The organism is Pseudomonas kitaguniensis (assembly GCF_049199985.1).
Lineage (GTDB): Bacteria > Pseudomonadota > Gammaproteobacteria > Pseudomonadales > Pseudomonadaceae > Aquipseudomonas > Aquipseudomonas kitaguniensis.
Window position 1 is genome coordinate 316266 of sequence record NZ_JBLZPT010000004.1, and the last position, 17805, is coordinate 334070.

15 protein-coding genes are annotated in these 17805 nt (G+C 55.7%); all 15 read right to left on the reverse strand.

Features of this window, described 5'->3' with window-relative positions; translation table 11 throughout:
• Window positions 1–115 precede the first annotated feature (115 nt).
• The 15 genes from ACOZK9_RS08675 to serC all read right to left on the reverse strand — a co-directional run bounded on the left by ACOZK9_RS08675 (window position 116) and on the right by serC (window position 17706).
• Window positions 116–1294, reverse strand: a complete 1179-nt coding sequence (locus ACOZK9_RS08675) for a glycosyltransferase family 2 protein (protein ID WP_152751155.1) — start codon at window positions 1292–1294, stop codon at window positions 116–118.
• A 5-nt stretch (window positions 1295–1299) separates the two neighbouring features.
• Window positions 1300–2307: a polysaccharide biosynthesis protein gene (locus ACOZK9_RS08680; RefSeq protein WP_058412928.1), complete on the reverse strand. Its 1008-nt coding sequence runs from the start codon at window positions 2305–2307 to the stop codon at window positions 1300–1302.
• Window positions 2308–2322: 15 nt separating this feature from the next.
• Window positions 2323–3684: a lipopolysaccharide biosynthesis protein gene (locus tag ACOZK9_RS08685; protein WP_153000275.1), complete on the reverse strand. Its 1362-nt coding sequence runs from the start codon at window positions 3682–3684 to the stop codon at window positions 2323–2325.
• On the reverse strand, window positions 3681–4829 hold the full coding sequence (locus ACOZK9_RS08690) for a DegT/DnrJ/EryC1/StrS family aminotransferase (RefSeq protein WP_421555618.1): 1149 nt from the start codon (window positions 4827–4829) through the stop codon (window positions 3681–3683). Before ACOZK9_RS08690 ends, ACOZK9_RS08685 begins: the two co-directional genes overlap by 4 nt.
• Before the next feature lie 14 nt (window positions 4830–4843).
• Window positions 4844–5905 carry a DegT/DnrJ/EryC1/StrS family aminotransferase gene (locus ACOZK9_RS08695; protein WP_206670055.1) on the reverse strand — a complete coding sequence of 354 codons (1062 nt, stop codon included), beginning with the start codon at window positions 5903–5905 and terminating at the stop codon, window positions 4844–4846.
• A gap of 45 nt (window positions 5906–5950) precedes the next feature.
• Window positions 5951–6766 (reverse strand): GNAT family N-acetyltransferase, encoded by an 816-nt coding sequence (locus ACOZK9_RS08700; RefSeq protein WP_172979943.1) that lies wholly within the window; start codon window positions 6764–6766, stop codon window positions 5951–5953.
• 304 nt (window positions 6767–7070) lie between these two features.
• Window positions 7071–8402 carry a Wzz/FepE/Etk N-terminal domain-containing protein gene (locus tag ACOZK9_RS08705; protein WP_172979941.1) on the reverse strand — a complete coding sequence of 444 codons (1332 nt, stop codon included), beginning with the start codon at window positions 8400–8402 and terminating at the stop codon, window positions 7071–7073.
• A gap of 360 nt (window positions 8403–8762) precedes the next feature.
• The gene (locus ACOZK9_RS08710) at window positions 8763–9002 is read right to left on the reverse strand and encodes a lipopolysaccharide assembly protein LapA domain-containing protein (RefSeq protein ID WP_058412951.1); all 240 of its coding nucleotides are present in this window, start codon (window positions 9000–9002) and stop codon (window positions 8763–8765) included.
• 29 nt (window positions 9003–9031) lie between these two features.
• Window positions 9032–9328: an integration host factor subunit beta gene (gene ihfB, locus ACOZK9_RS08715; protein ID WP_017848846.1), complete on the reverse strand. Its 297-nt coding sequence runs from the start codon at window positions 9326–9328 to the stop codon at window positions 9032–9034.
• Window positions 9329–9665: 337 nt separating this feature from the next.
• On the reverse strand, window positions 9666–11360 hold the full coding sequence (gene rpsA / locus ACOZK9_RS08720) for a 30S ribosomal protein S1 (RefSeq protein WP_017136102.1): 1695 nt from the start codon (window positions 11358–11360) through the stop codon (window positions 9666–9668).
• Window positions 11361–11479: 119 nt separating this feature from the next.
• Complete coding sequence (gene cmk, locus ACOZK9_RS08725; protein ID WP_003172653.1) at window positions 11480–12169, reverse strand: (d)CMP kinase; 690 nt, start codon at window positions 12167–12169, stop codon at window positions 11480–11482.
• Window positions 12166–14376: a bifunctional prephenate dehydrogenase/3-phosphoshikimate 1-carboxyvinyltransferase gene (locus tag ACOZK9_RS08730; protein WP_259642492.1), complete on the reverse strand. Its 2211-nt coding sequence runs from the start codon at window positions 14374–14376 to the stop codon at window positions 12166–12168. The genes cmk and ACOZK9_RS08730 overlap by 4 nt, the downstream gene beginning before the upstream one ends.
• Before the next feature lie 28 nt (window positions 14377–14404).
• Entirely contained in the window at window positions 14405–15517 is a 1113-nt protein-coding gene (hisC, locus tag ACOZK9_RS08735; protein ID WP_058412933.1) for a histidinol-phosphate transaminase, read from the reverse strand.
• Between the two features lie 9 nt (window positions 15518–15526).
• On the reverse strand, window positions 15527–16621 hold the full coding sequence (gene pheA, locus ACOZK9_RS08740; RefSeq protein WP_058412934.1) for a prephenate dehydratase: 1095 nt from the start codon (window positions 16619–16621) through the stop codon (window positions 15527–15529).
• Window positions 16621–17706: a 3-phosphoserine/phosphohydroxythreonine transaminase gene (gene serC / locus ACOZK9_RS08745; protein ID WP_058412953.1), complete on the reverse strand. Its 1086-nt coding sequence runs from the start codon at window positions 17704–17706 to the stop codon at window positions 16621–16623. The genes pheA and serC overlap by 1 nt, the downstream gene beginning before the upstream one ends.
• Between the last annotated feature and the right edge of the window lie 99 nt (window positions 17707–17805).

Below are 17805 nucleotides of genomic sequence, written 5' to 3' on the forward strand. Positions count from 1 at the left end.
ATACATCTTTAAAAATTTAACGCTAAACCACACGCCTCTTGCTGTTCTTTTACGGTGAACGGCGTCAGTCTTATTAAAAAATCAACACTAACGCCTTACACTTTGCACGCTCCCGTCATGCGGGGAGCTTAAGTTTTGCAGGGCAATCAGTTAAAAACTGTTGCAAGCCCTGACTGGCGCTGTACGTCGTTCCAAGCCCTTTCAAGACTGAGCTATCAGTTGTTGCTTTGGACTTAAACAGCTTTGTAGAAACACGTGACAACACCCACATAAACTCCGCCCACACAGCGCCAACCACTTGAGTGATGAGCTTTGCGTAACCATAGCGTGCTGCAGTGTGCCGAAAAGAACTAAACGTTTCTTTATAGGAGCGCGGAAAATACACGAAACACTTTACCAGCACGCGGCCAAAATTTGGCTGTATGTCGAGGCCGTCAGACGCTTCTACTTTTTCAACAGCTTTCAACAGCGAATAGGACCACACGGTCGGCACCGAATAAAATTCCGGGATACGTTCATCCCATATCAAATTTTTAAACGGGGCAATATGAGCGTTGTCCCTGAGCTTTCCGTAATGCCCGCCTGAACTGCTTTGCCCAGAGGTACTCATGCCTGACGCGCCCGGTATAATAACCGGATAATCTACCAGTACGCAGGCATTCGATTCATTGGCAATAAGAAAAGAGCTGTATATGTCAGGGCTTACACCGCCAAATACGTGACCGTACTTCAGTTTGATCCGGCGTGCCAAATCTGCAGAGATCATACCGGCATAGGCCCGGGGCATATCAAAAACCCCACCACCAAAGTTATCCAGCGCGTGGCGCATGGATGCTTTCAAGTCGTGAGGCGTTACGGAGCCGTTAAAGGGCGTGATGTGCAGGGTCGCGGAATAAGCATCGCCTTGAGTGGAGTGCTTAAAGTCATCCCAGTAATACAAGGCCGGAAAATTGAATTTCACAGAATCAATTTTTTTGCCTCGCGCCCACTCAGCGACCTGCACAACCTCTTTACCAACGAAGTCGTCATCCCCGATGAACACCAGGTACTCGCCCTCCGCCGCCTCGAGCCCGAGATTAAAGTTATCGACCACGCTGATGCCCTGGCCCGACCTGATTAACTGTAAACGCGCGGATGAGTAACTGTCCACGAAGTGGCCAGAGATCTCATCAACCGGGCTGGAGTCGCACACCACCACTTGAATATCAGGCGACAGTTCTAAAATCGACCTGATGGACTGCACCGCGTACTTGGCGCGGTTGTGAGTGGGTATAATCACGCTTAACAAGGTCATGCTGATTAACCGATATTCTGTTGAATATAGGTCAGCGTCAGCAGCAGCTGCTTGATCTGCTCGACCGTCAACAGCTCGGTATTGTGAGAGGTGTAATCGTCAATCGCGTTTGCTTCAGGCTGCCCTTCAATGATGAACTTGTCGTAGTTCAAATCACGGTTATCTGCAGGAATACGGTAGTACCGGCCCATGTCCTTGGCCTTCGCCATTTCTTCGCGAGACACCAGCGACTCGTACAGTTTTTCACCGTGGCGCGTACCAATGATATTGACCACTGCTTCACTGGCGAACAACTCTTTCAATGCGACAGTCAGGTCACCGATGGTGCTGGCCGGTGCTTTCTGCACGAAGATATCGCCCTGTTCGCCATGCTCGAAAGCATGCAGTACCAAGTCGACCGAGTCTTCCAGGCTCATCAAAAAGCGGGTCATGTTCGGATCAGTAACGGTCAGTGGAACACCGGCTTTGATTTTATCGACGAACAGCGGAATGACCGAGCCACGCGAAGCCATCACGTTGCCGTAGCGGGTCGCGCAAAAGACCGGGCCGCCTTCGCGAACGGTACGCGACTTGGCGATCAGAATCTTCTCGCCCATGGCCTTTGAAATACCCATGGCGTTGATCGGGTACACGGCTTTATCGGTACTCAGGAGCACCACACGCTTTACGTTATTATCAATCGCGGCGTTCAGTACGTTTTCGGTGCCGGTGACGTTTGTCAGAACCGCTTCCATTGGGTAAAACTCGCAGGACGGTACTTGCTTCAGTGCCGCCGCGTGAAAAACATAGTCGACACCGGCCATGGCGCGATTAATACTTTCATAATTTCTGACATCACCGATATGAAACTTGACTTTGGGATTGTTTAACGCAATCCGCATATCTTCCTGTTTTTTTTCATCACGGCTGAAGACGATGATTTCTTTAACATCGGTGTTCAAAAATCTGTTCAGTACGGTGTTACCAAAAGAACCGGTACCGCCCGTAATCATCAAAACTTTATTATCAAACATTGTTGAATCCACCTATTAAATAAATATATATAGCGCGACGCCAAACACCGAGACAGATGCGACAATCAACACCGACATCAGTAGCGCCGCGCTTTTTGCGTAGGCACCGACCTCCGGGAGCCTTGACGCCCTTATCCACGAAACCACGGTCGAAGCAATGTGGTAGGCCGAGTAGGCGTAACAGACGGCTTCGATATTCTTCTCAACGGCAGCGACCGTCGCCAACACCAGGGTCACTGCTGTCAGGCAGGCAGACATCGCTGCTTGAAAACGATAATCCTTGGAAAAAATCAGCAAACTATAAGGGATAAAACCGAACGCGCCAATGGCCAGTCCAGGCAGCAATATCGCGATATAGCTTGCGATCAAGCGGTTACTTTCACTGGGTCCAACCCACAGCTCGATAATGGGTGCGCGGAACCACCACAGTATGAAGGTGGGCAACGCCGTGACGAAAAAAACCGACAGCACAAAGCGCTTCACTGTCTTCTGTGCTTGACCCAGTATCCCCTGCGCCGCCTCGCGCAAGAGTATCGGCTGAAAATACTGACTGACGGGCCCTGCCAGAATAGAAATTGGCGTCATGCATAACAGGCTTGCCAAATAGTACGGCGTTACACTGCTGGCGGAGGCGAATATGGATATGATGGGCTTATCCAACTGCGTCACCGCAGCGCCTGCAGCGGAGAATAAAACCAGCGCCCCACCCGTCTTGGTCAGTGCTATTGCATCTTTAAGTGTCGGCCGCTTTTCTTCGACTGCCGGCGTGTTGTGGGCAGAAATCTTCCGCATTACAGCAAACCGTGAGCACCACCAGTGCACAGCGGTGACCAGCAACTGAGTGATGATGAACACTTCCAGCGTCGCGGCTATATACATAAGCGCAGCGGCTGTTACACCCGCACGAACGGCCACGCCGACTATCTGGATACCACTGCCCAAGGTGTATTTTCGCCACGCGATCAAACTGCAGTAGTAGAGGTTTTGCATGACCAGCAGCCAAAACAATACGACCGCGCCGATCACCACTAGCCAGGAGGCTGAATCACCAAAGTAGGCGAGCTTCAGCACGACTGCCACGCCTAATAGAATCGCGTAAAAGCCCGAAAGGCTTAGTTCGGCTGTTTGCAGCAAGGTGCGCAGAGAACGACTGTCGTCGGACGCAACGGAAACCTCCCTCCCGGTCAGGGTCGACATACCCAAATCCATCATGACCAGCAGTGCTTGAAGCGACAGAATAACTGCCACGACGCCGAACTGTGCGCTGCCCAGTAATCGGCTGTACCACGGTAAAAAAAGGAAAGCCACCAGCAAGCTGGAAGACCTCCCCGCGTACAGCATTAACATTCGCCCAATCGCAGGCACGCGCCAGTTCATGCGCCGCTGTCGACGTGATTAATGACTGTAACGCCGACGGCTTCTTTCAACGCGCTTGCGACCTGTATCACATCATCCTCTTCCAGCCACCAACCGCACGGCACGCCGATCACATTGGCCTGCAAATAATCGGTATGGGGCAACGCACAGGCCTGCGCACTGAAGCCGCTGTAGATGTCATTGCGCTGGTGCACGATAGAGGCCATTACACCCTTGCGCTTTAACTCACTGAGTACGTGCTCTCGGTTATCGACAAACAACAAGAACACCCAGTACGCAGGCTTACTGAACTGCGACACCACAACGGGTGTTATACCGTCTACGCCGGACAACAGCGAACGCAGGGTTTGCACATTCCTGACCGTACGTGCTTGCCTGGCATGCAGGGTCGGAATTTGCGCGCAGCCCAGCGCTGAACACAAGTTATTCAGGGTCATACCCCAACCAATCTCGGGTATGTCCGAGGCCGGGCTGATTTCACCGCTCTTGCTTCTGAAGGTGGTGAAGTCAATACCAAAACGCCTTAACTGACGCGCTTTGATAGCCATTGACTCACTGCGGCAAGCCAATGCACCGCCTTCAGTAGTATTGATTTGCCGGTTCGGATAAAACGAGTAAATCGCAAAATCCCCATGCGAACCCACCGGCACGCCATCGTGCTCGGCCAGCAGTGCGTTGTCACAGTCTTCAATCAACGCAATGTTGTGCTTTTTGCACAACTCGCTAATCTCTTTCGCCGGTCCGGGATAGCCGGCAACGTGATACACGATCACCGCTTTGGTTTTTTCAGTGATCTTCGACTCCAGGTCGGCGAGGTCCATAGACACGGTGCCAGGGCTCACATCCACCCAAACGGGCAGCGCCTTGTGTTGTGCAATGGCGGAGTTGGTTGAGAGGCATGCAAAGGCCGTGGTCAGCACCTCATCACCTTCCTCAACCCCCGACAGATGCAAAGCCAGAAACAACGCACTGGTCATATCGACGGTTGATACAACATGCGGCAGGCCGGTGAGTTGTTTCAGGCTTTCCTCAAACTTCGGTACCCACTCGCCTCCAGCGATCCTCCCGGAACGCAGTATGTCCAGCGCTACAGCTTCCATTTCAGGCAGGCTGACGACGCCATACAGCGGGATGACTTCAGACATCAGATGCGCTCCGCTCAACCACGTTTGAGGACATGGACGATCCGCTCGCGATCTTCATCAGACACCCACCAGCCACATGGGATATGCACCAGGCGCTTGTAGAAATCGTCCAGGCCGGGCATCGCGCCTGCAAACGGTTTAAACACCGAGTGAAAATGGTTTGGGCGGTGGAGTTTCGATGCCATCACGCCATTAGCGGCTAACAGTTTCTCAATGTCGTCCGAGTCATCTGCCAACAGCGTGTACAGCCAGTAGGCCGGTTTGGCTTGCGCCTCGACAGTCGCCGGCGCAATACCTGCTATTCCGGTTAATGCCTGATCAAAATAACGCCCGTTATCGTGATGCTTTTTCAACAACGGCGAAATGCCTTCGAGTTGCTTTAACCCAATCACGGCAGCGACGTTATGCATGTTGTATTTGTAGCCTACCGTCGTAATATCGACTTCGGTACGCGGCACGCCTTTCGCCAGGCCAAACCAACGCAGCTTGCGCGCCTCTGCCATTTGCGCAGGGTCTTTCATTACCAGCATCCCACCATCTACAGTGGTCATATGCTTAATGGCTTGAAATGAATAAATCGCGTAGTCGGCCATCGAGCCAACAGGCTCGCCGCCATACTCAGCACCCAAGGCGTGGGCGCAATCTTCAATCAGCGAGATATTGTGTCGATCCGCAATAGCTCTGAGTTCTTTGAGACGCGCAGGGTAACCGGCGTAATGCACAACGCAGATGGCCTTGGTTTTTTTGGTGACTGCAGCTTCTACAGCGTCAGGGCAAAGGTTACCGGTCGTGCGCTCAACATCTGCAAATACTGGCGTCGCGCCCATTTGCAAAATAGTCGTATTGGTCGGCTCTGCCGTCATGGAGGTGGTGATGACTTCATCACCTGCACCTACGCCCGCCAACAGCATCGACAAATGAAGGGCCGCAGTGCCGCTGCTGGTTGCCAATACATTTTTCAGTTTGAAGGTTTCAGCAAATACGTCTTCAAAACGATAGACATGTTCCCCTTCAGAAATCATGCCGCTGTAGAGTACCGACTCCAACGCAGGGAGCAGAATATCGCGGGGCGGCATTGCGACTTTCACGAGAGGTAGCGGTGACGTTGTAGTTGACATTTTTCAGACCCGATCAAGAAATTTGATGTTCGGAAGCTTAACCGCCGTGCGGCCACTTAAATATTTAACCATTCTGACGGCGGCTGGCTGCAAGTTGAGCGCCAATCCACTTTTTTCCAATTCAGCTATCAAAGGGTCATCTTGAGCACTATTAAGAGACCACCGAGCCGGCAGGCACGCCATCATCAGTTCGACGACATCTTTGCTGTCCCCGTCCCACTCTGCGACGGTGAGGCCGTTGTGTGACGCCAGCACAACAAGTCGCGCCTTTTCACTCGATATGACTTGCCCACTCACCGCAAACGGCGGCAGACCGCGGGTCGAACGACTGGCTGAATCAGGCCAATCGTGGGTCGTGTACGCAAGTTTGACAGGCTGATCGAGCGCGCATTCGACAGAACCGAAGCGATCTTCCTGGTCGGTGACGAATCCTTGGTTAACGTAAACCTCCGGTTTTTGCGTCCAGAGCACCAAGGCGGCCAAATTTTCGCTCTCGGCAAACTCGACAGCGCGGGCCATTAAACGTGAAGCCAAGCCTTTTCCACGCCACTGCTCGGCGACACACACGAGCCCTACCAGCCCGATAGCGTTGCCTGAACCATTATCCAGAGACCTTACGACCAGGGCGGCAAGTGTTTCGTTCTCGGCTTCAGGGTTGATGAATTCAATGCAGAACACACTTTCGTCGCACGCCAGCCACGGAAAATGGGTAGCCAGGTCGATGCCTCGCCCTCGGGAAGCAAAAAAAACCTCCCAAAATAGCGCACGTGCAGATTCAGGGACCCCTGAAGAGATAATTGGCTTCAACGTAAGACCCATCCGACACAACTCCATTTCTCAACTCATCACGACGCAACGGGCAGAATTCACTGCTCCCGTCGGGGCACCGTATCAAAACCCTCAACCCTGGCAAACCGCCAAAAAAACCTGACGATCAATAAAGCAAAACTTGAGCAAACCACCCGACGATTGGAGCTTCTCAGCCATTCACAGTTCCTGGCGCCTGAAGCAGTATCAGCGCCGGAATATGTTGATCTCGCTTGAAAGAGATTACCTGATTAGCCATCTGATAATTCGCTCACGCTACGAAAAGTGAGCGAGGGTGGAAAATGCTCAAAGCGACCTAAGGCTTGTTTGCCAGCGCCGGCGTGGCTTTATCCTTCGCGAGCGCAGGCTCAGAGGTAAAAAAGACCGGCCGGCGCCGCAGCAAACTGCGGGCGACCGCCACTGCACCACCTAGCGCAAGACCTGCGATCAAACCGATCAAAAGGATCAGCAATTTTTTCGGTTTGACTGGACGCAGTGGCTGTAGAGCCTGCTGATCGACAACGGCGAGCTTGAGCTCATCCATATTTGTGTTGAAAAACTTCAACCGTACGACTTCAGCACGCAGCGGCTCTACACCCGCGAGAAAAATATCTTCATTTTTACGCTGGCCCAGCACTTCGACTTCACGGTTGGCCTTGAGCAACTGCAGCTCTTTGGCAATTTGAGCGATACGCCCTTCAGTAAAGTCATCTGACTTGCGCGCCAACAACGCAGCGCGCTCGGCTTGAAGCGCTTCAACCCCCATAAAGTAGAGCGGGATTTGCTGATTGTTTATCTCTGTTCGCATGATGCTACCGCTTTCACGGCGCGACTCGCCCAACGATGTCGGCGAGGAAGGTTTTTCTATGCCCAACGATTTGGCGATGCCTATCGCCTCATTTAATTGAGCGATGCGGTCAGCCCGCTGGATTTTCAGCTGCTCACGAAGCGCTTTCAGTTCGTCCGTCAATTGAGCACGCCGAAGGCTGTCTACTTCTTGCAAAGAAGCGATCTTGGCTTCCTTGGTATTGAGATAATTGGCCCGTGCGGCGTCGAGCTTTCCGGATATTTCATTGAGCCTATTTTGTATGATGACAGTCAAGTCAGCCGCAATTTGCTTACGCTCAGACGCGATGGCATAGCCCACGAAATTGTTAAGAATTGCAACGCCATCAACGCCTTGCGGATAATTCATCTCTAGCCTGATGAAAGCGCTGATAGAGTTAGACGTCTTTGCGTCGGGCATTACGAGTTTGATCGAGTTTTGATTAAACGCTTCGAAACTTTGCTCAAGGCTGCGCCCTGGACGAACAAAGCTCTTGAACAATTGTTGATTCTCGCGAAAAAACCCCAAGCGCGTCTCGTACGACTCCAGCGCCGCGCCCACTTTTAAAAGCGCCTCACCGGAAGACAGCTTATAAAGCTCGGACCGATTCAACGCATCCAGCTCATTGATAGCGGCAGGACGCAAAACACTGCTTACCTGATATTCCGGGGTCACCGAAAACGCGTAAATGCCGGCCACCAGCACAGCGCCAGCGGCGAATAGTGCGATGAGCTTTTTTTGCTGCAGGACGGATTGAAAAAGCGCGACGAGGTCGATTTCGTCGGACGGGGGCACCGATGGCGCGCGGAAATTACTACTCACAACAAAAACCTGCCTTCAAGGAGAAACTGCGGGCTCGTTATGCAGACGATTTGCGGTCTTTATTTATAATTATGTGAATACCGCTCACAACCCGGCGTCTCTGCTAGGTCAGGAACACACAAAAATGCCTGTTATCGAGAATGCCGAGCATTTTGCCATCTATCGCCTACATTACAAGTCTTGACAAGTATGTAGGGTATTTCCTTACGCCTATAAGGAGATTTCCGATACGCGCAAATATGACATGCAGCCAGCGTTTTGAGAGGAGTCTTCGATCAAATTGATCGTCAGTACGCCAAGTTGCCCGACGAACGGATGAGCGGGCACCTTACGATACGGGCCAATCGAAATGGCCGGATGCTAAGCCCTGTGCTTCAGGCGCCGACTACTTTTTAGGCCGCTCAGCAACACAAGCGCAGGCCCCACCAGCAGACCAATGATCAGCGCCAACACCACAAACAGCGAAACAGGCAAGGACGGTGTAGCCCACCCAATAAACGACAAAGCTGTGTGTTGCTGGTTTTCCAGCACGAACGCCAAAACCGCGAACGCGATAACCAGCACAATCAACACTGCAAAAACGCGCTTAACCCCACGCATAATCATCTCTCCCTCAAAACCAGTCACTCTCAGACGTTTTCTTCCTCGTCTTCGTTCACTCGATCACGCAACTCTTTGCCCGGCTTGAAGTGGGGTACAAATTTACCGTCGAGGCTGACGGACTGACCCGTTTTTGGGTTACGGCCAACACGCGGCGCACGATAATGCAGCGAAAAACTACCAAACCCGCGAATCTCGATACGATCACCGGTAGCCAGGCACTGCGACATCTGTTCAAGCATGGTCTTGATGGCCAACTCAACATCTTTCGATGAGAGCAGCCCTTGATGGGTGACAATTCGTTCGATCAACTCCGACTTCGTCATATTTTCCCTTCTTTTTCAAGCAGCTAGGAAAAGCGCTTCCGAGGTTTTAGCATGGTCGGAGGATTTTGAACAGCCCGAGTATTGACTTATATTCAAAGCGTTAGGACGCAGCTCCGAGAACCACGGCTGGGCGTGCACCTGCGCCTTGCTCGCATGTAAGGCCGCAGGACAGCCAAAAGAGAGAATACCGCCAGATAGAGCCCATAACCACGCACACGTGACCAGCGCAGCCATAGCGCGCCAGAGCAGATCGTTACGCCTTATTGATAACCCGCACCAAATTTCAGGCACAAAAAAGGGCGACCGAAGTCGCCCTTTTTCTATGGTCTGACAGAACTTAGTTCTGTTTTTCCATTTGTGCACGCAGCAGGTCGCCCAGAGTGGTCGGACCCGAAGCGATGTCAGAGGTAGCTGGCTTGTCGCGCAGGCTCTGAATAGCTTCTTTCTCTTCGATCTCGTCTTTCGACTTGATGGAGAGTTGGATCACGCGGCTCTTGCGGTCAACGCTGATGATCTTGGCTTCTACTTCCTGGCCTTCTTTCAGAACGTTGCGCGCGTCTTCAACGCGGTCACGGCTGATTTCGGAGGCTTTCAGAGTCGCTTCGATATCGTCGGCCAGAACGATGATGGCGCCTTTGGCGTCAACTTCTTTCACAGTGCCTTTAACGATTGCGCCTTTGTCGTTCTCTTGAACGTACTCGGAGAACGGATCGCTTTCCAGTTGCTTGATACCCAGGGAGATGCGCTCGCGCTCTGGGTCAACCGACAGGATAACGGTGTCCAGCTCGTCGCCCTTCTTGAAACGACGAACAGCTTCTTCGCCAACTTCGTTCCAGGAGATGTCGGACAGGTGAACCAGGCCGTCGATGCCGCCGTCCAGACCAATGAAGATACCGAAATCGGTGATCGACTTGATGGTGCCGGAGATTTTATCGCCCTTGTTGAACTGGCCAGAGAAATCTTCCCATGGGTTAGATTTGCACTGCTTGATGCCGAGGGAGATACGACGACGCTCTTCGTCGATGTCCAGAACCATAACTTCCACTTCGTCGCCGACTTGTACGACTTTCGAAGGGTGGATGTTCTTGTTGGTCCAGTCCATTTCGGAAACGTGTACCAGGCCTTCCACGCCTTCTTCCAGCTCAGCGAAGCAGCCGTAGTCGGTCAGGTTGGTAACACGCGCGGTAACGCGAGTGCTTTCTGGGTAACGCGCTTTGATAGCAACCCATGGATCTTCGCCCAGCTGCTTCAAGCCCAGGGAAACGCGGTTACGCTCACGATCGTACTTCAGAACCTTTACATCGATCTCGTCGCCAACGTTGACGATTTCGGAAGGATGCTTGATACGCTTCCAAGCCATGTCGGTAATGTGCAGCAGGCCATCGACGCCACCCAGATCGACGAATGCGCCGTAATCGGTGAGGTTCTTGACGATACCTTTGACTTGTTGGCCTTCCTGCAGGGATTCCAGCAGAGCTTCACGCTCGGCGGAGTTCTCTGCTTCCAGGACGCTGCGACGGGAAACGACAACGTTGTTGCGTTTCTGATCGAGCTTGATGACCTTGAATTCGAGTTCTTTGCCTTCCAGGTGCGTGGTGTCGCGCACAGGACGAACGTCGACCAAAGAACCTGGCAGGAACGCACGGATGCCGTTAACGTCGACAGTGAAGCCGCCTTTAACCTTACCGTTGATAACGCCCTTGACCACTTCTTCAGCTGCGAAGGCTGCTTCGAGAACAATCCAGCATTCAGCGCGCTTGGCTTTTTCACGGGACAGCTTGGTTTCACCGAAACCGTCTTCAACCGAGTCCAGAGCAACGTGAACTTCGTCACCGACATTGATAGTCAGGTCGCCAGCATCGTTGTAGAACTGTTCCAGCGGGATCAGAGCTTCAGACTTCAGACCAGCGTGAACGGTTACCCAGCGAGCTTGGTAATCGATATCAACGATAACACCGGTGATGATGGAGCCTGCCTGAAGGTTCAGGGTTTTTAGGCTTTCTTCAAAGAGTTCCGCAAAGCTTTCGCTCATTTTAATTCCTGTTGATAAGGGCGAAGAATACGCCCATCTCCACACCCCAGACGGTGTGGGTTAGTTTCAATTAGAAGAAGCACCGCAGGACTATGACTGGTCCCCTGCAGCCTTCTTGGTCACCCGGCAATATCGCGAATGGCGATTTCACTCAAGATGCGTTCCAGCACCTGCTCGATGGACAACTCCGTGGAATCCAGCTGAATAGCGTCAGCCGCCGGCTTAAGCGGGGCTACCGCGCGCTGGGTATCACGCTCATCGCGTGCACGGATCTCATCTAGCAGACTCGACAGACTAACACCATCGACTTTGCCCTTCAACTGCAAGTAACGGCGACGCGCACGCTCCTCGGCACTGGCAGTCAGGAAAATCTTCAGCGGCGCTTCGGGAAATACCACAGTGCCCATATCGCGGCCATCGGCCACCAGGCCCGGCGGCTCCTGAAACGCCCGCTGGCGCTGCAGCAAGGCGTCGCGCACGGCCGGGAGCGCGGCCACCTGGGAAGCCCAGGAGCCGACTTGCTCGTTGCGCAGATCATCGGTCACATCGTCGCCTTCGAGGATGATGCGTTGCGGATGACCTTCCGTCGCGCCGACAAACTGCACATCCAGGTGCGCTGCCAGCAGCTTCAGGGATTCTTCGTTGGTCAGGTCGACGCCGTGGTTGCGTGCGGCAAACGCCAACAAGCGATACAGCGCGCCGGAATCCAGCAGACACCAGCCGAGGCGCTTGGCCAGGATGCCGGCGATCGTGCCTTTGCCCGAGCCGCTTGGCCCGTCGATGGTAATCACCGGTGCTTTGATATTCACAATTGAGCCTCTTGGGCAACACGGATGCCGACGTCGGCACACAGTGTAAGAAAATTCGGAAAAGATGTAGCGACATTGGCGCAGTCACGAATACGAACAGGCGCCGCCGCCCGCAGGGAAGCCACGCTGAACGCCATGGCAACCCGGTGATCGCCATGAGCGTGCACGTCGCCGCCGCTGATCGGGCCACCGTCAATGATAATCCCATCGGGCGTCGGTTCACACTTCACGCCCAGCGCCAGCAGACCGTCGGCCATAACCTGGATGCGGTCAGACTCTTTGACCCGCAGCTCTGCGGCACCGCGCAACACCGTGCGCCCTTCAGCACACGCCGCCGCAATAAACAGCACCGGAAATTCATCAATCGCCAACGGCACCAAGGCCTCGGGAATCTCGATGCCTCGCAGCGCAGCGGCGCGCACACGCAGATCAGCAACCGGCTCACCGCCGACTTCGCGCGGGTTTTGCAGAGTGATGTCGGCACCCATCAACCGCAGAATATCGATTACTCCGGTGCGCGTCGGGTTAATACCGACATGTTCCAGCACCAGCTCGGAACCCTCGGCAATCGACGCCGCCACGAGGAAGAAGGCCGATGAAGAAATATCCCCCGGCACCTCGATACGCGTTGCGCTCAACACATGGCCTGACGCCACTGATGCCGTAGCGCCCCGTACCTGCACCGGATAGCCGAAGCCGCGGAGCATTCGCTCGGTGTGGTCACGGGTCGGCGCAGGTTCGGTGACCGCGGTTGTACCCTCGGCGTACAGCCCCGCCAGCAACAGACAGGATTTGACCTGAGCGCTGGCCATCGGCAGCGCATAGGTCAGGCCTTTCAGCGCCTGACCACCGCGAATGGTCAGCGGCGGACGCCCGTGCGGCGCGGTGTCGATGACTGCACCCATTTCCCGCAATGGCTCGGCCACGCGGCTCATCGGGCGCCTGGACAGCGATGCATCACCGGTCAGCACACTGTCGAAGCGTTGCGCCGCCAGCACGCCGCAGAGCAGGCGCATCGACGTACCGGAATTGCCCAAATAGATCGGCCCCGGTGCTGGCTTCAAGCCATGCAGGCCCACGCCATGAATAGTTACGCGCCCATGGTGCGGGCCTTCAATCACCACGCCCATGTCGCGGAACGCCTGCAGGGTTGCCAGCGCATCTTCGCCTTCGAGGAAACCGTCGATCTCGGTCACGCCATCAGCCAGCGAGCCGAGCATGATCGAGCGATGAGAGATCGACTTGTCACCCGGCACCCGAATACGCCCGCTCAAGCGGCCACCCGGGTTGGCAATAAAGGTCAGCTCATCGGTGTTCACTGCAGTTTCCACATAGGCCCGGCGCGCCAGGATCTTGCTGAAATGCTCGCGCGCCACCCGCGCACGGGTGAACACGCCCAATAATTGATGGCCATCACCCGCATCAACCGCGTCGCGCAAGGCGTCGAGGTCACTGCGGAAGGTGTCCAGGGTGCGCAATACCGCCTCGCGATTGGCGAGGAAGATGTCGTGCCACATCACCGGGTCGCTGCCGGCAATGCGCGTGAAATCGCGGAAGCCACCGGCGGCGTAGCGGAAAATATCGAGGTTCTCGTTGCGCTTGGCCAAAGAGTCCACCAGACCAAAGGCCAACAGATGCGGCAAATGGCTGGTCGCCGCCAACACTTCGTCGTGGCGCTCGACCTGCATATGCTCGACATCCGCGCCCAACTCGCGCCACAGACGATCCACCACGGCCAAGGCTGCAGGGTCGGTTTGTGCAAGCGGGGTCAAAATCACCTTATGCCGACGGAACAACTGCGCGTTGGACGCCTCTACCCCGCTCTGCTCGGAGCCGGCAATCGGATGGCCCGGCACAAAACGCGCGGGCATACCCCCAAACGCCTGTTGCGCCGCGCGCACTACATTGCCCTTGGCACTGCCGACGTCCGTCAGAATCGCCTGCCCCAAGTCCATACCGGCGAGCAGCGCGAGCAACTTCTCCATCGCCAGAATCGGCACGGCGAGCTGGATCACATCCGCACCCTGGCACGCGAGCGCGAGGTCTGCTTCACAGCGATCGACCACCCCCAACTCCACCGCCAGCCTGCGCGATTGCGGGTCCAGGTCGACACCCACCACTTCGCCACACAGCCCGCTTTCACGCAGGCCTTTGGCGAAGGAGCCGCCGATCAACCCCAGACCGACCACCACCAGGCGACCGATCATAGGCACAGCAGGTTGCAATGCAGTGACATCAACCACGAGCCAGAACCTTGGCCAGTGCCTCCAGGAAGCGTGCATTCTCGGCCGGCAAGCCGATGGTGATACGCAGATGGTTGGGCATGCCGTAATTGGCCACCGGGCGCACGATCACGCCTTCGCGCAGCAAACCCTGAAACACCGGCGCAGCCACTTGACCGAGATCGGCGCAAATAAAGTTGCCCTTGGAAGGAATCCAGCCCAGGCCCAACTCACGCAAGCCTTGCTGCAGTTGCAGCATGCCGCTTTGGTTGATGCGACGGCTTTCTGCCAGGTAGTCGGTATCCTGCACCGCCGCACAGGCCGCCGCCAGGGCGAGGCTGTTGACGTTGAACGGTTGGCGCACGCGGTTCAGCACGTCGGCAACCACCGCCGTCGACAAGCCGTAGCCGACCCGCAGCGACGCCAGGCCGTACGCCTTGGAGAACGTGCGCGAGACCAGCAGGTTTGGGTACGCCGCCAGAAAATCCAGGCCATCCGGCAGGTCGCCACCTTCGGCGTACTCGATGTAGGCCTCGTCCAGCACCACCAGCACGTGCTCCGGCACGTCTTGCAGGAAGTCGTTGAGTGCTTGCGCATCAAACCAGGTGCCGGTCGGGTTGTTCGGGTTGGCGATAAACACCACGCGGGTCTGGGCGTCAATCGCCGCCAGCATGGCTGGCAGGTCATGCCCCCACGCTTTGGCTGGAATAACCCGTGCATCGGCGCCGACGGCCTGGGTCACGATCGGATACACCGCAAATGCGTGGTCGCTGAACACGGCATTCAAGCCGGGTGCCAGGTAAGCACGCCCAACCAACTCGAGAATGTCGTTGGAACCGTTACCCAGCGTTACCTGGTTCAGCTCGACGCGGCACTTTTCGGCCAGCAAAGACTTGAGGGCAAAACCATTGCCATCCGGATAACGCGTCAGCTCGGCAAGCGCATCACGAATCGCCGCCAATACCTTGGGGCTTGGGCCCAGCGGGTTTTCGTTACTGGCCAGTTTTACAATGCTGGCCGGGTCGAGATTCAACTCACGCGCCAGCTCATCCACAGGCTTGCCTGGAACGTAAGGCGAGAGTTGTTGCACGCCCGGCTGCGCAAGGGCGAGGAAGTTGCCACTCATGTTAAAGCCTCACAAAACCGCTTTCGGGTAAGAGCCAAGCACCTTGAGTGCGACGGCTTCCTGACTGATTTTCTCCAGCACACCCTTGACCAGCGGGTCACGGTGGTGGCCGATGAAGTCGATAAAGAACACATAGGTCCATTTACCGCTGCGCGAAGGGCGCGTTTCGATTCGCGTCAGGTCAATCCCGTTGTCGTGGAACGGCACCAGCAGCTCATGCAGCGCGCCGGGCTTGTTGCTCATCGAGACGATGATCGAAGTCTTGTCGTCGCCGGTTGGCGGCACTTCCTGGCTACCGATCATCAAAAAGCGCGTGGAATTGTCCGGGCGGTCTTCGATTTTTTCAGCCAGGCGCGTCAGGCCATACAAGCCCGCTGCCATATCGCCGGCAATCGCCGCCGAGTTCCACTCACCCTTGACCCGCTTGGCCGCTTCGGCGTTGCTGGACACCGCCACGCGCTCGACATTCGGGTAATGCGCGTCCAGCCACTTGCGGCACTGGGCCAACGACTGCGCGTGGGAATAAATACGGCTGATACTGTCGGTTTTGGTGCTCTCGCCCACCAGCAGGTGGTGGTGGATGCGCAGCTCGACTTCGCCGCAGATCACCATGTCGTGCTCAAGAAAGCTGTCCAGCGTGTGGTTGACCGCACCTTCGGTGGAGTTTTCCACCGGCACCACGCCAAAGTTCACCGCGCCGGCCGCCACTTCACGGAACACTTCGTCGATTGCCGCCATGGGCTTGCTGATCACCGCATGGCCGAAGTGCTTCATCGCAGCGGCTTGGGTGAAAGTGCCTTCAGGGCCGAGATACGCCACTTTCAATGGCTGCTCCAGGGCCAGGCACGACGACATGATTTCACGGAACAAGCGCGCCATTTCTTCATTGCCCAACGGGCCTTGATTACGCTCCATCACGCGCTTGAGCACCTGCGCTTCACGCTCAGGCCGGTAGAACACCGGCACTTCGCCTTCCGCCAACGATGCCATTTTTACCCGTGCAACTTCCTGAGCGCAGCGCGCACGCTCACTGATCATCTGCTGGATTTTTTCATCCAGGCTGTCAATGCGAACACGCAGAGCCTTGAGTTCTTGATCAGACATTAGCCATGTTCCTTTTCGAACTCCGCCATGTAGGCAACCAGCGCGTTGATCGCGTGGATGTCGACAGCGTTGTAGATGGAGGCACGCATGCCACCTACCGAACGGTGGCCCTTGAGGTTCAGCAGGCCGCGCGCGTCGGCGCCGGCCAGGAAAGGTTTGTCCAGGCGGTCATCAGCCAGGCGGAACGGCACGTTCATCCACGAGCGGTCGGGCACGTTGATAGGGTTGCTGTACAAGCCGCTGGCGTCGATGAAGTCGTACAGGGTGCGCTTTTTCACCTCGTTAAGCTTGCCCATGGCGGCAACACCGCCCTGCTCTTTCAGCCACTCGAAGACCAGGCCGGAGAGGTACCAGGCGAACGCCGGCGGGGTGTTGTACATCGAGCCGTTGTCGGCCGCGACCTTGTAATTGAGCATGGTCGGGCACAGCGAACGCGCACGGCCCAGCAGGTCTTCACGAACGATGTTGACCAAAATGCCGCTCGGGCCGATGTTCTTCTGGGCACCGGCGTAGATCATGCCGTATTTGGACACATCGATCGGGCGCGAAAGGATGTCCGAAGACATGTCGCACACCAACGGTACGTCACCGACTTGCGGTACCCAGTCAAACTCCAGGCCGCCAATGGTCTCGTTCGCTACGTAATGCACGTAGGCCGCATCCGCAGACAGCTTCCACTCGTTCTGACCGGGAATGGCGAAGTAGTCGTAAGGCTTGGCGGTGCCCGCCACATTGACGTTGCCGTAACGCGAGGCCTCTTCAATGGCCTTCTGGCCCCAGATACCGGTGTCGATATAGTCGGCGGTGCCGCCTTCCGGCAGCAGGTTCAGCGGGATCTGGGCGAACTGCTGGCTCGCGCCGCCTTGCAGGAACAGCACTTTGTAGTGGGAGGGGATGCCGAGCAAGTCGCGCAGATCCTGCTCGGCTTTGGTGGCAATGGACACGAACTCATCGCTGCGATGGCTCATTTCCATCACAGAGAGGCCTTTTCCATGCCAGTCGAGGAGTTCACCCTGCGCACGCTGCAGGACTGCTTCAGGAAGCGCCGCGGGACCGGCACAGAAGTTATAGGCTCTCTTGCTCACATCCAATCTCACTTTGATCTGGTGGTGGTCACGCAAACATATTCGGTCGACATTTCCGTGCGGACAAACAACAAGGGGGCGAATCTTCATCCGCCCCCT

What these genes read in the sequence shown, in the direction of transcription:
- ACOZK9_RS08675 (WP_152751155.1), bottom strand. Translation starts at nt 1,294, where the DNA reads ATGACCTTGTTAAGCGTGATTATACCCACTCACAACCGCGCCAAGTAC.
- ACOZK9_RS08710 (WP_058412951.1), bottom strand. Translation starts at nt 9,002, where the DNA reads ATGCGTGGGGTTAAGCGCGTTTTTGCAGTGTTGATTGTGCTGGTTATC.
- ACOZK9_RS08685 (WP_153000275.1), bottom strand. Translation starts at nt 3,684, where the DNA reads ATGAACTGGCGCGTGCCTGCGATTGGGCGAATGTTAATGCTGTACGCG.
- ACOZK9_RS08730 (WP_259642492.1), bottom strand. Translation starts at nt 14,376, where the DNA reads ATGATCGGTCGCCTGGTGGTGGTCGGTCTGGGGTTGATCGGCGGCTCC.
- ACOZK9_RS08680 (WP_058412928.1), bottom strand. Translation starts at nt 2,307, where the DNA reads ATGTTTGATAATAAAGTTTTGATGATTACGGGCGGTACCGGTTCTTTT.
- ACOZK9_RS08690 (WP_421555618.1), bottom strand. Translation starts at nt 4,829, where the DNA reads ATGTCTGAAGTCATCCCGCTGTATGGCGTCGTCAGCCTGCCTGAAATG.
- ACOZK9_RS08695 (WP_206670055.1), bottom strand. Translation starts at nt 5,905, where the DNA reads ATGCCGCCCCGCGATATTCTGCTCCCTGCGTTGGAGTCGGTACTCTAC.
- ihfB (WP_017848846.1), bottom strand. Translation starts at nt 9,328, where the DNA reads ATGACGAAGTCGGAGTTGATCGAACGAATTGTCACCCATCAAGGGCTG.
- pheA (WP_058412934.1), bottom strand. Translation starts at nt 16,621, where the DNA reads ATGTCTGATCAAGAACTCAAGGCTCTGCGTGTTCGCATTGACAGCCTG.
- hisC (WP_058412933.1), bottom strand. Translation starts at nt 15,517, where the DNA reads ATGAGTGGCAACTTCCTCGCCCTTGCGCAGCCGGGCGTGCAACAACTC.
- ACOZK9_RS08700 (WP_172979943.1), bottom strand. Translation starts at nt 6,766, where the DNA reads ATGGGTCTTACGTTGAAGCCAATTATCTCTTCAGGGGTCCCTGAATCT.
- rpsA (WP_017136102.1), bottom strand. Translation starts at nt 11,360, where the DNA reads ATGAGCGAAAGCTTTGCGGAACTCTTTGAAGAAAGCCTAAAAACCCTG.